General features: G+C 63.9%; 9 protein-coding genes. 8 read left to right on the plus strand and 1 reads right to left on the minus strand.

All coding sequences use genetic code 11. The features are described from left to right. Positions 1-64: 64 nt before the first annotated feature. The 5 genes from A5658_RS01105 to A5658_RS01125 are packed head-to-tail and all read left to right on the plus strand — an operon-like array spanning position 65 to position 8,179. Entirely contained in the window at positions 65-1,486 is a 1,422-nt protein-coding gene (locus tag A5658_RS01105) for a condensation domain-containing protein (protein WP_067329907.1), read from the plus strand. A 39-nt stretch (positions 1,487-1,525) separates the two neighbouring features. Next, positions 1,526-4,513, plus strand: a complete 2,988-nt coding sequence (locus tag A5658_RS01110; protein ID WP_067329910.1) for an RND family transporter — start codon at positions 1,526-1,528, stop codon at positions 4,511-4,513. Positions 4,514-4,570: 57 nt separating this feature from the next. Then, a complete protein-coding gene (locus A5658_RS01115; protein ID WP_067329914.1) occupies positions 4,571-5,713 on the plus strand; it encodes a PE-PPE domain-containing protein in 1,143 nt (380 codons plus the stop codon). A gap of 46 nt (positions 5,714-5,759) precedes the next feature. Beyond that, positions 5,760-7,496, plus strand: a complete 1,737-nt coding sequence (locus A5658_RS01120; RefSeq protein ID WP_082992857.1) for an AMP-binding protein — start codon at positions 5,760-5,762, stop codon at positions 7,494-7,496. A gap of 32 nt (positions 7,497-7,528) precedes the next feature. Next, positions 7,529-8,179 carry a GAP family protein gene (locus A5658_RS01125; RefSeq protein WP_067329917.1) on the plus strand — a complete coding sequence of 217 codons (651 nt, stop codon included), beginning with the start codon at positions 7,529-7,531 and terminating at the stop codon, positions 8,177-8,179. A gap of 40 nt (positions 8,180-8,219) precedes the next feature. On the opposite strand, the gene A5658_RS01130 is transcribed toward A5658_RS01125, so the two are convergent. Then, the gene (locus A5658_RS01130) at positions 8,220-9,320 is read right to left on the minus strand and encodes a ParB N-terminal domain-containing protein (protein ID WP_082992858.1); all 1,101 of its coding nucleotides are present in this window, start codon (positions 9,318-9,320) and stop codon (positions 8,220-8,222) included. Positions 9,321-9,808: 488 nt separating this feature from the next. Here A5658_RS01130 and A5658_RS01135 point away from each other — a divergent pair, with 488 nt between their 5' ends. The 3 genes from A5658_RS01135 (at position 9,809) to A5658_RS01145 (ending at position 13,570) form a co-directional block, all read left to right on the plus strand. Beyond that, positions 9,809-10,867 (plus strand): dihydrodipicolinate reductase, encoded by a 1,059-nt coding sequence (locus tag A5658_RS01135; protein ID WP_067329921.1) that lies wholly within the window; start codon positions 9,809-9,811, stop codon positions 10,865-10,867. A gap of 354 nt (positions 10,868-11,221) precedes the next feature. Further along, complete coding sequence (locus A5658_RS01140; protein WP_197503004.1) at positions 11,222-12,142, plus strand: PE-PPE domain-containing protein; 921 nt, start codon at positions 11,222-11,224, stop codon at positions 12,140-12,142. A gap of 132 nt (positions 12,143-12,274) precedes the next feature. Then, on the plus strand, positions 12,275-13,570 hold the full coding sequence (locus tag A5658_RS01145) for a CdaR family transcriptional regulator (RefSeq protein ID WP_231997165.1): 1,296 nt from the start codon (positions 12,275-12,277) through the stop codon (positions 13,568-13,570). Positions 13,571-13,599: the final 29 nt, after the last annotated feature.

Here is a 13,599-nt window from a genome sequence, read left to right on the forward strand (position 1 = left end):
TCTTGGGTCTCGCCGCCAGCACGAGCGGCCGACTCGGAGCCGTCCAACTGAGGAGGACAATCTTTTGCGCATCGGGCAAATTACGGTCGGCTCTCTTAATGAGTGGACGCTAACCCCGGGCACCGTCACCTCCTGGCACCCGACCGCGACCGCTGCGGAAAAGGCTCGTCGAGCACCGGTCAGCTCGGTGCCCGTCAGCTACATGCAGGGGCAGCACTTACGTAACTATTACGAGCGCAACGCCGCAGGACTCAACTTTTCCCGGCAGATCATTGCCAGCTGCGATGCCAAAGGCGAGTGCAACATCGCCGCGATGAACACCGCGCTGAATGCCTACCTGCGTCGACACGACACATTCCGCAGCTGGTTCGAGCGCACCGACGACGGCGAATTCATCAGGCACACCATCACCGACCCGTCCGATATCGAATTCGAGCCCGTCGACCAGGGCCATATGACCGTCGACGACATCCGTAAACACACCACCGCGATACCCAATCCGCTGGAGTGGGGCTGTTTCACGTTCGGGATCGTGCAACGCGAGGGGCAATTCACCTTCTTCGTCGCGATGGACCACGTGCACGGCGACGCGACGCTGATCGGCACCACGATGATGGAAGCCAACGGCATGTACGCCGCGCTGAGCAGCGGCGGTGAGGCCCTGGAACTTCCCGACGCCGGCAGCTTCGACGACTTCTGCGTTCGCGAGCGCGAATCCACGTCGACCTTGACGCTGGATTCACCGGGCGTACAGGCATGGCTCGACTTCGCCGAGAACTGCGATGGCGGCTTCCCCGAGTTCCCGCTTCCGCTGGGCGATCCGGAGAAGACGACCAGCAGCGAGATGTCGTCTGAGCTGCTGATGACCGACGCCCAGACCGAGCGGTTCGAAGCGGCCTGTGGGACGGCGGGCGCGCGCTTCGTCGGTGGCCTGTTCGCCTGCCTCGGGCTGGTCGAGCACGAATTCACCGGCGCTCTCACGTATTACGGGCTCACGCCGAGGGATTCGCGCACCGGCGCGGACAACTTCATGACCCAGGGCTGGTTCACCGGCCTGATCCCGATCACCGTGCCGATCGCCGCGACCTCGTTCAACGAGGCCGCATACGCCGCGCAGACCTCGTTCGACTCAGGCCTGGACATGGCGCGGGTGCCCTATTACCGCGTGTTGGAGCTGGCACCTTGGCTGAAGTGGCCGCAACCGAACTTTCCGGTGTCGAACTTCCTGCATGGCGGGGCTGCTCCGCTCAACGCTATTCTCGCGGCAGGCGATATGGGCCTGGCCGACAACATCGGGATCTACCCTGATGGGCGATTCTCCTACCAGCTGACTATCTATATTTTCCGCTACAAAGAGGGCACGGTGATGGCGATCATGCATCCCGACAATCCGATCGCCCTGAAGTCAGCCACTCGGTACATGGAGGCAATGCGCGCAGTGTGCGTGCGGGTGGCCGACAGCGGACACTGGGGACGCGTCGCCTGACGTGGGCGGACGACTTCGCCGACCGGGAAGAAGACTTACATGCGACGGCTAGCTGACTTCGTGGTGCGATGGCCCTGGCTGGTGATCGGGGCCTGGATCGCGATCGCGGTGGTATTGCCGCTGTCGTTCCCCTCGCTCAACGAAATGGCCGAGAAACACCCGCTCGCGATCCTGCCCAGTGATGCGCCCTCGGCCGTCACCGCGCGAAAGATGACCGAGGCGTTCCACGAAGCGGGCTCGGAAGACCTGCTCCTGGTGGTCCTGACCGACGACAAGGGACTTACCCCCGCGGACGAGACCACCTACCGCAACCTGGTCGACACGCTGCGCAAAGACACCAAGAACGTGGTCATGCTGCAGGACTTCATCAGCACACCGCCGCTGAAGTCGATCGTCACCAGCAAGGACAACAAGGCCTGGGTCTTGCCAGTCGGCGTCGCGGGCGAACTGGGCACGCCGCGGTCCTACGAGGCGTTCACTCAGATCACCGGCGTCGTCAACCACGCCGTCGCCGGAACCGGGCTGAGGGCCAACCTCACCGGGCCCGCGGGGACCGTCGCCGATCTCACGGTCGCCGGTCAACAGGACCGGATGCCGATCGAACTGGCAATCGGCGTCATGGTGCTCATCGTGCTGCTGATCGTGTATCGCAGCGCCATCACGATGCTGTTGCCACTGATCACGATCGCGTTGTCACTGGTGATCGCGCAGGCGGTGGTGGCTGCCTACTCCTTCTTGACGGGCTCCGGCGTTTCGAACCAGTCGATTGTGTTCCTGAGCGCGATCATGGCCGGCGCCGGAACGGATTACGCCGTATTCCTGATCAGCCGATATCACGACTACCTCAGGTTGGGCGAGAGCCAGGAGACCGCGCTGAGAAAGGCGCTGGTCTCGATCGGCAAGGTCATCACCGCGTCTGCCAGCACCGTCGGCATCACCTTCCTGGTGATCAGCTTCGCCCAGATGGGTGTCTTCCAGACCGTCGGTATCGCCTCGGCAATCGGCGTCGGCATCGCCTACCTGGCCGCGGTCACGTTGCTGCCGGCCATTATCGCCCTGGCCGGTCCACGCGGCTGGGTCGAGCCGCGACGCGAGTTGACCGCGCCGTTCTGGCGACGATCCGGTATCCGCATCGTGCGCCGGCCGCGGGTCCACTTGCTCGCCAGCCTGATCGTGCTGGGCCTGCTGGCCAGCTGCGCGGGGCTGATCCGCTACAACTACGACGACCGCAAGGCGCTGAGCGCCTCGGCCCCGAGCTCGCTCGGGTACGCCGCACTGGATCGCCATTTCCCGGTGAACCAGTCAATTCCGGAGTACATCTTCGTCCAATCGCCGCAGGACTTGCGTAATCCGCAAGCTCTGGCCGACTTGGAACAGATGGCCGACCGCGTCAGCCAGCTGCCCAACGTCGCGGCGGTCAGCGGCATCACCCGACCCACCGGAAACGTGCCGGAGCAATTTCGGGCCACGTATCAGGCGGGCGCCATCGGGTCGTTCCTCGCCGGCGGATCCACGCTGATCAACGACCACACCAACGACCTCAACCAGCTGTCCGAGGGCTCTGTCACGCTGGCCGACAAGCTCGAACAGGTTCAGGGCCAGGTCGGCGAACTCGCCGCCAGCGTCCAGGAACTGGACAACACGTTCAAGTCGACGAAAGACCAGTACAGCGGCGAGACGCTGGTCCACGAGGTGGACCTCGCGGCTCAGCTCGTCGACCACGTGAACGCGATCAGCAACAAAATGGGCTGGAACTACACCGGCGCCAAGAACCTGGTCGAGTGGGTCGGCCCAGTGCTGACCGCCCTGCGCGGCAACCCAGTCTGCGACCTGAACGAGTCGTGCAGCAACACGCGTAGCGAGTTCGAGCAGCTGCTCGGTCCGCAGAACCAAGAAGACGTCGACGCGATCAACGACCTGGCTCGCCAGATGGGCGACTACCCGGACAAGAAGGAGCTCAAGGCCTCGACCGACAGGATGCGAGCGTCGATCTCGAAACTCACCGGCGTGCTGAAGACACTGGGCATGGATCAGCCCGGGGGGCTGCAGGCGAACCTGGATCAATTGCAGGGCGGCGCAAATCAGTTCGCCGGTGGCAGCCGCCAGATCGCCGACGCGGTGAACCAGCTGGTGGACCAGGTCAAGCAACTGGGCGCCGGCCTCAGCGAATCGGCGACGTTCCTGCTGTCGCTCAAAAAGGACGCGGCGCAACCCTCGATGGGCGGGTTCAACATCCCGGCCCAGCTGCTGCGGTTGCCGGAGTTCCAAGACGCCGCAAAGGTTTTCATTTCGGCGGACGGCCATTCGGTGCGCTACCTGGTGCAGACGAAGCTGAACCCGTTCAGCACGGAGGCGATGGACCAAGTCAACGCGATCCTGACGACCGCGAAGGGCGCCCAACCGAACACCATGTTGTCGGACGCCAAGATTTCGATGGCCGGCTACACGGTGGGACTCAAGGACACCCGCGACTACTACCAGCACGACATCCGGTTCATCATCGCGACGACCCTGTTAGTCGTGCTGTTGACGCTGATCGTGCTGCTGCGGGCGATCGTCGCGCCGCTCTACCTGGTTGCGTCCGTGGTGGTTTCGTACCTGTCGGCCGTCGGCATCGGCGCGGTGGTCTTCCAATTCATCCTGGGCCAGCAACTGCACTGGAGCGTGCCCCCGTTGGCGTTCGTGGTGCTGGTCGCGGTGGGAGCCGACTACAACATGTTGCTGGTCTCGCGAATGCGCGACGAGTCGCCGCACAGCATGCGCTACGGGATCATCCGGACCCTGAGTTCGACCGGTGGCGTGATCACCGCGGCGGGCCTGATTTTCGCCGCCTCGATGGCCGGCCTGCTGTTCTCCAGCATCGGCACCGTCGTCCAGGGCGGTTTCGTCATCGGCGTGGGAATTCTGCTCGACACGTTCCTGGTGCGGACGATCACCGTTCCCGCAATTGCGGCTCTGGTGGGACGGGCAAACTGGTGGCCGTCGTCGAGGTCGGCTCCGATACCCGCGCAGCCTCGCGCGAGTTAGCGCCCACCCCCTATGTGTGTGAAACTACGAGACGAACCCAACGGGTCAGGAGTAGGGATGAAGAAACTACTCGCAGGAGTATCAGCGCTGGTAACTATCGGCGCGACAGGATGTTTCGGCGTCGGGACCGCATCCGCCGACGGCCCGCAGATCAGCGGACCCCCCTCCCCTGGAGCGCCGGGCGATCAAACCGCTTACGCCCTCGGCGGCGCGCACGTGCTGGGTGTCCCCTACGACAATTACATCCGCATGGAGGGAGCTGAATGGTTCCCAGGCCAGCAGCGTCAGATCGTCCGCTATCCGGCCGGTCAGGTCCAGGGTCACGTGCTGGCACGACTCTTCCCCGGCCTTAAGCAGGAGATCGACAACCTCGACCAGCAGTTCCCGGGCGTGGGCCTGGACGGCCCCAGCGTGGGCCAGTCGGTCGACGTCGGGGTCGACAACCTCGACAACGCGATCCGGACCACCGGTCGCCCCGGCACGGCGATCGGCCTGTCCGAGGGCGGGTTCGTGGTCGACGGCGAGCAGTTGCGGCTGGCTTCGGCCCCTGACGCTCCGCCGCCCAACGCCCTGAACTTCGCCACCTTCGGGGACCCCATCGGGCGGCACGCCTGGGGCCAGAGTTTCTTGCGGGCTACCTACCCGGTCGGCGCCAATGTGCCGGCGCTGGACTTCGTGATGACTCCGGAGTACGTGAGTCAGTACGACACCAACCGGTTCGTAGCCGCCTACGACTCGATCGCAGACTTTCCGGACCGCCCGGACAACATGTTCGCGTTCGCGAACACGTTGATGGGTCTGGCCACCGGTCACACCGCGGTGGCATTCACCAATGCCAGCATGGTGCCGCCGCAGAACATCAGGACCACGATCAACGCGCGGGGCGCCAAGGACACCACGATCATGGTCCCGCAACAGCATCTTCCGCTGGTCATGCCGTTGAAGTACATCGGCATTCCGGAGGACACGCTGAACAAGCTCGACGCGATACTCATCCCGCGCGTGAATGCGGGCTACATTAGAAACGACGATCCGGCGACGGCGCCGGTTCAGGTGGACCCGGTGCACGGTTTCGATCCGGCAGTGGTCACCGCTCCGACGAATCAAGCCACGTTCGGCGGCGGTGCGGATCCGTTATCCCAGGCGCTCAGCGGTGCCCTGTCGGTGCTTTCGCACGGCGCGAGCGAATCGGCAAACTGACCACTGCCTCCGAATCCTCAATTCGACACGAAGTGACGGACGACATATGTCTCAATCGACGATCCTTTCGATGCTTCACGGACGCGCCAGCATGCGGCCCAATGACGCCGCGTTCACCTTCAGCGATTACGAGAAGGACTATGCGGGCGTTCGAGAGACTCTGACCTGGTCGCAGCTCTCCCGGCAGACGCTGAATGTCGCGCGCGAGATTCGCGCCCACGGGACGGTCGGCGACCGGGCGGTCATCCTGGCTCCGCAGGGACTGGATTACATCCGCGCGTTTCTCGGAGCCATGCAGGCCGGGCTGATCGCCGTTCCGCTGCCGCTGCCGCACCGCGGCTCGAGCTACGACCGGGTCGGTGCGGTGTTCGCCGACACCGCGCCTTCGGTTGTTCTCACGACGACGTCCGCGGCAGAAGACGTCGGTGACTACGTCGACCAGTCACGGATGGACACCGCTCCCAAGATCGTCGCCATCGACTCGCTGAACCTGAACGCCGAGGGCGGACCGAGCCTCGCGGTCGGCGACGTACCGGACATCGCGTACCTGCAGTACAGCTCCGGCTCGACCCGCACCCCGACCGGCGTGGTGATGTCGCACCGCAACCTAACGGTGAACTTCGAGCAGCTGATGAGTAGCTTCTTCGCGGACTCGAAGATCCCGACCGGGGCGGAGATCGTCTCGTGGCTGCCCTTCTACCACGACATGGGCCTCGTGCTCGGGGTCTGTGCGCCCATTTTGGGCGGCTACCACGCGGAGCTGTCGAGCCCGCTGGCGTTTCTCGAACGGCCCGCACGCTGGGTCCAGGCGATGGCCAAGAGCGCCCACGCGTGGTCCTCGGCGCCCAACTTCGCCTTCGACCTGGCCGCCCGCAAGACGACCGACGCCGACCTGGCCGGTCTCGATCTCGGCAATGTGCTGGGCATCATCAGCGGCGCCGAGCGGGTCGAGCCGGCTACCTTGCAGCGCTTCGTCGACCGGTTTTCGCACTTCAACTTCAAAGACACCATGATGCGGCCGTCGTACGGTTTGGCCGAGGCCACCGTGTTCGTGGCGAGTGGTGTCTGGCAGGAAGACCGGCCGATCAAGACCTTCGACGTCGGCGAGCTGGGTGTCGGTCAGGTCGAGCGGTGCGCGCCCGGCGAGGGCTCCGCGCTGGTCAGCTACCGAATTCCGCGAGCGCCGGAGCTGCGAGTCGTCGACACCGAGACGTACCGCGAATGCCCGAAGGACCAGATCGGCGAGATCTGGGTGCACGGCGAGAATGTCGCCGAGGGCTACTGGAACAAGCCACCCGAAGAGCAGTCCTGCTTTGGCGCGACGCTCAACGACCCGTCGCCCGGAACCCCGGCCGACCGGTGGCTGCGCACCGGTGACCTGGGCTTCATCCACGAGGGCGAGCTGTTCATCGTCGGCCGCATCAAGGATCTGCTGATCATCCGTGGCCGTAATCACTACCCCGAGGACATCGAGGCGACGATCCAGCAGATCGCGCAGGGGCGCGTTGCTGCGATCTCGGTCCAGATGGACAGTAGCGAGCAGCTGGTGACCGTCATCGAGGTCAAGAAAAAGCGCGGCGAAGCCAGCGAGGAGTTGGCGCACCGGCTGAACGGAGTCCGCAGCGAGGTCACGTCGGCGGTCTCCAACGCCCACGGCGTGAACGTCAGCGACGTCGTCCTGGTTCCGTCCGGTTCGATTCCCACCACGACAAGCGGCAAAATCCGTCGCGCAGCGTGCGTCGAGCAATATCGCCAGGACCAATTCGCGCGGCTGGACGCCTAGCCCCGGCGCGGGCGCACCACCAGAATTACCTGATGCTGGCGACAGTCCTGATAATGGCGCTTGCCGTCAGTGTCGAACCATTTCGCATCGGCATGACGGTGCTGATGCTGAACAGGCCGAGACCGGCGCTTCAGCTATTCGCATTTTTGTGCGGCGGATTCGCCATGGGAACGACGGTGGGCCTGATCGTCCTATTTGTATTTCGACGCATCCTGCTCGGACATTCTTTCGTCACCGTGCCCCGCGTGCAGCTGCTGATCGGGCTGCTGGTGCTGTGCATCGCCGCGATCGTCGCCTTGGACCTCTGGGGTCGACTGGGCCCGCGGTCCGCACAATTGACGCAGCCGGCCACCAAGCTGCTGAAGGGCGACTCATTGTCGGTCGCCGGGATCGCCGGCCTCAGCATCGCTCTGCCGTCGGTCGACTATCTGGGCGCGCTGGCCGTCATCCTGGCTTCCGGGGCCGCCGCACTCACCCAAGTGGCCGTGCTGGTGGCCTTCAACGTGGTGGCCTTCGCGCTCGTGGAGGTTCCGCTGGTGGCCTATCTCCTGGCGCCCAACTGGACCGCCAGGGCGGTGACGAGGCTGCACGAATGGATTCAATCGCGCCGTCGACGAGACGTCGCGATCGTGCTGGCCGTGATCGGCTGCGTGTTCGTCGCCGCCGGCGCGGTCGGCATCTGAGTCGGTCGCTAGCGCGAAACTGATTCACCCTGAGGCTTTTTCACTGCGCATTGCCTTCGAACCTCTCCGCGATCTCCTGCCAGGCGCGAGCGTTCTTTTTGGCGATCTCGGCCAGAGTTCCCGAGCAGTGAACGGGAGCGGCTTCGGCGAACTCATTACAGGCACTGATCGCCACCACGACCGTCGACAGCAGCCGCAGCACTTCGCGTCCCCGCTCTGACGACCGGACCGATGGATCGTTCCTCAGTCGCTGGAGCAAATCGCGGCCGCGGCCCTCCGGAGGCATCCGGGTGCCCCGCGACGAATTCGGGAGAGGCGGCGCCGCAGTGCTGCCGGCGGCACCGATGACCGGTGCGGCGCTTTGGCCGACCTTCTTGGCCACATTGTCCGGCAGCGGGCTCTCGCCCTTGTCGATGCGCTGACGCACATCGCGCGCCGTCGTGACGGAAACGCCCGCTTTGCGGGCGATCTCGCGCAGCGATGCCCGCGGATTCATGGACAGGAATTCGGCGGCGCGGCGCCGGCCATTAGCCGGACTGACCGGTCGCACTTTCCCGTCACGCCCAAGCCTCGGGTTCAACTGGGAAATCTCCTCGGTTGCACACCCACGCAATTTTCCGACGGTCTTATTCGATACGCCCGCGATTAGCCCAATCGACCGGTCCGACCAATGCGGGTAAGATGCCAACACCCTTTGCGCGGCGGCTTTTCTTTCTGAAAGCGTCAATGGCAGGCCGTGCGTCACATTCAAATGCACTGCGAGCGCGAAAGCCTCCGCGTCATCCCCCTCGAAAAGCCGGGCCGCAATAGTGCTGTGCCCCCGCAATTCGGTGGCTCGAAGCCGGTGCACGCCGTCGATCACGCGCATCGTGCCCCGATGAACCACGATCGGGGGCAGCGGCACCGGCGATTGCGCGAGCACCTGGATGTGGCTCTCGTTGGCCTTGGTCTTTCGGGGTGTATACGAATTACGGATCGCCGCGAGCGGAACATTCTCGACCGGCAGCAGGCTGCCGCGCCGTACCCACTCCTCCACAGCACAGGCGGACAGCGGGTCGAGTTGGCCGTAGCCGGACAGCGGAGCGAGCGTCGTGTCGGCCTCGGTGATGATCCGTGCGCCGCTCTCGTGTAATTGCGCCATCGACTCGAGGTCCCGGGCTATCTTCTCGGACGTCGTCCACTACAAGTTTGCTGCGTGCCCATACGATCAGACCCCTTTCGGCGGCTCGAATAACTTACGCGCGCGTAGGTTACTCTAGAGTAAGAAAACAACTGTTCACTGTCAACTTGCTGGAGCGATTTCGGTACCGGCGGTCCGCCCTATCGCTACGCGGCCCACCCGATGCGTCTATCGGTTGCGGCAGTGCAGGTTTCGGTCAGTACTCAACGCCTGTTCAACGCAAAAATCCACGTCCAGCCATCATTGACAGGTGTCTATTTCCCGTTGCTCGGGCTGGCGGGAGGCGCCACCGAGAGCGAGGCAGGCCCCTGACTGGCCGGCCTGCTGCGGTAGACGTGGGGGAAATTATCCGGCGCGGCAAAATTAACTCTGCTCGAGCGCTGCCCGGCTCGGGTGCCGGTCGGCCGGTTGAACATAATGAGTCAGTCACACCGGCAAAGGAGCCCTTGATGAGCGCGACGACCCCAGGCCAACCGCTTCGCGTGATCCAGTGGACCACCGGCAATATCGGACGGCGCTCGCTGCACGCCATCATCGGCAGGCCCGACATGGAACTCGTCGGCGTCTACGCGCACGGTCAAGACAAAGTCGGGGTGGACGCCGCCGAGCTGTCCGGCTTGGCCGAGCCGACCGGGGTCACCGCCACCAACGACATCGACGCCCTGCTGGCCCTTCGCCCCGATGCATGTTGCTACAACCCGCTGTGGCCCAGCGTCGACGAGCTGGTTCGACTGCTCGAAGCCGGGGTCAACGTGTGCACCAGCGCGGCCTGGATCACCGGTGGCAAGCAGACGCCTGAGGACCGGCAACGGATCCTCGACGCCTGCGAGCGGGGTCAGTCGACGATTTTCGGCAGCGGCGCACACCCGGGGATGACGAACCTGGTCGGGATGGCGCTCAGCGGCTCGTGCGAGCGCGTCGACGAAATCCGCATCACCGAGTCGGTGGACTGCTCTACCTACGAATCGGCGGAAACCCAAACCGCCATGGGCTTTTCGCAGGATCCGGATACGCCCGGGCTGGCCGAGAATGTGCGACGCGAGAGCGAGGTGTTCGCCGAGTCCGCCGCGATGATGGCCGACGCGATCGGGGCGAAGCTGGACAAGATGACCTTCGACGTGACGTTCACCGCGGCGACCGCCGACTCCGATCTGGGCTTCATGAAGATCCCGGCAGGCACAGTCGGCAGCGTCTTCGGCTACCACCGCGGCTGGGTCGGCGACCGCAATGTGGTCAGCGTGGGATTCAACTGGACCATGGGCAATCACGTGGTGCCGCCCAAACCGCTCGAGCACGGCCACGTCATTCAGGTGTTCGGCATCCCCAACATGCGCACGGTGCTGCACTGCCTGCCGCCAAAGGACTGGACCGAGCCTGGTTTCATGGGCCTGGGCATGATTTACACCGCGATGCCGGTCACGAACGCCGTGCCCGCCGTCGTGGCGGCCGAGCCGGGAATCGTCACGCTGGCCGACCTCCCGCCGGTGACCGGGCGGGTCACCGAATAGCGAGACCGTCCCGCCTGCGCACCGGAGTGCATTTAGCACTGTCCACCGTGTGATCTCTGTGCGCGATGTCCTTGTTCCCCGAGATCAACCTGAGGTAATTCTTAGCCCGACATGAATTTGGCGTGAGAAGCACGCCGAGACCCTGACTACAAATCGTCATCGGCAATTGTTTCGGGCCTTGGTGAAATTCTTGCAAATCAAGAGAACCCAGGAGTTTCAGTGTTGAAACGTTACAGCGTTACCGCGGCTGTTATCGGTGCGGCTGCAGTGCCGATTGCACTGGCCACGAGTGCCCACGCTGACACAAATACTGACGTTCTCGGACCGCTTGCGGACAGCACTCACGCGATGTTTGTGGGCGGCACTTTCGAACCGACACCGTCGACGGCCTGGGTCGACGCCGCGTATACGAATTTTCTGCAGCCGCTGGGTATGACCGTTGGGGACGGCGCGTCGAACATTTGCGACATGACCGGAACCGCGGTGTGCGACGCGCCACTACAGGTGCTGACGACCCCCGAACTGCTGGAGGAAGGCCCAAGCACGCTCGCCACCAGCCAAGACATCGTTAGCGCGGTGGAAGCCGAATACGCTGCCGGCGATATGAGCGCGACCGATCCGCTAACGATATTCACCTATTCGCAGAGCGCGATGGCCTTGTCGCATGCCGAAGCCGAGTTGATGGCCGCGGGTATCCCCCAGGCCGATCTGCACTTGGTGATGATCGGCGACGGAAACACCGAAGCCGGGGTTGCCCCCAATATCTACAACGACCTCGTCACGCTTTTTGGGGGCGGCACAACCGGGACCAACGACACCAACGCGCTGCTTTACTTCGTCAATGAAGGGCAATTCGCCCCCGCTGGCACCGAGTACGAGGGCCACCTTCTCAACGGCGCCGGCACTTTGAACAGTGTCACCCCGGATAACTTGTATCCGACGACGATCTACACGATCAACACCGACGGGATCGCGGACTGGCAACAGGATTGGAACGCGGCCATGGCCGCTGACAACGGCAATGCCTGGGACGCCCTTGGGAGCTCGGTCTACCACTTCCTCACGACCCACATCGAGTACCTGGGGTTGACCCCGGCCGAGGTTGCTGCCGGCACCTTGACAGTCGACGGCCTGACCACCACCGACCTGATACCGGACCCCACGGACTGGAGCTCGGCGTGGGTGACCGGCTTGGCGGACATTGCGTCCTCGGGTGGCTTCTTGAACAGCATTCTGGAGTCGCTGCAAGATATCTTCAACCCCGCGTGGGGATGATCCCATCGGGTCGGAGATCCTTGTGGCCTCTGCCCCGAGCGCAGGATCAGTGGTCGTCGAACTGGACTTCCATTGCGGCCCAACATGATTTCTGCTAGTCGTTGTCCCAGCACCCGGCCTACCACAATCACAGTGCCGCGCACCGCTTTCCATGTCCGAAAGGGGCTCAACGTGCAAGGCGGACAATGGGCACGTCCGTCGGAGGCTGTACGCGAGTTGATACGGCGTGGCGCCGAGATGGCGCTCGACGGTTCTGTGCCGTGGTTAGAAGAGATGCAGGAGGTTCCGCTCGCCTCCCGTTATGCCAGACGCGTCGCCGATGATCCCGTGATCGTGAGTGCCATCCGGCGAAGTACTAGAGAAAGCTGTCTGCGGTGGCTGGCGGAAAACATCAGTCATCCCGGCGAGCCGATATCAACCAACATCACTGAGGCGGAGCTTGTCGCGGTTCGCAACGTGGTTTCCCGCGGCCTTGACGAGGTGGCGGTCATGGACGCCTATCGGCTCGCCCAAAACGCGGCATTGCGGTACTGGACGCCTCTTGCGTTCCGGTTGACTTCCGATCCGGACGACTTGCGCGAGCTACTCGATGTGTGTCAGCGGTCGATCGCGTCGTTCATCGAGGCGGTGGTCGTCGACCTCTGCCAACTCGTGCGAACCGAGCGAGCACATCTACAACGCGGCACCGATCCCGCGATCCATGAGGTCGTTGCGCAAATCATTGAGGGCGGACCTCCTCCGCCGAACATCGAAGAACGGCTCGGTTACACCTTTCGACAGCACCACACCGCGACGGTGGTCTGGAACGAGCGGCCTGACGTCGACGGGGGCGATCTGGACCGGGTGGCCCGGGCGCTGACGGACACCGCCACAGGCGGTCACTCACTGAGAATGCGAGCCGACGCTAATACCAGGTGGCTATGGCTTGCCGGCCAGAACAGTCCAGATTTGACTTGCGTTGCGACGATTCTCGATCGCCTGCCCGGAACTCGGATCGCGGTCGGACCGACATCTGCCGGCGCAGAAGGCTTCCGGCGCAGTCACCTTGACGCGTTGACCGCGCAACGTATGTCGGCGCAAGTCGGAAGCCCGTGCCGCATAGTACGTTTCACCGACATCGAACTCGTTGCATTGCTTGTTGCCGATTCAGAACAGGCGGATCGATTCATCACACGCACCCTGGGCAACCTCGCCTCAGCAGATGCCGAACTCCGTCGGACCGTGCTGACCTTCATCCACGAGCGGTATAGCGCCTCACGTACAGCCGCGCGGTTGTTCATCCACCGCAATACGTTGCACGCGCGACTTGCCCAGGCCGACGAGCTACTGCCACAACCACTCGAAGATTCCCACGTCCGCGTTGCGGTCGCGCTGGAACTCCTGGCCTGGAGACGGCGAGGGCCCTCACAGAACGGTATCGTGCCCTAGCGTCTAGCATCGTTAGCCGAGCGAAGGTT

The organism is Mycobacterium sp. 1245111.1 (assembly GCF_001673405.1).
Classification (GTDB): domain Bacteria; phylum Actinomycetota; class Actinomycetes; order Mycobacteriales; family Mycobacteriaceae; genus Mycobacterium.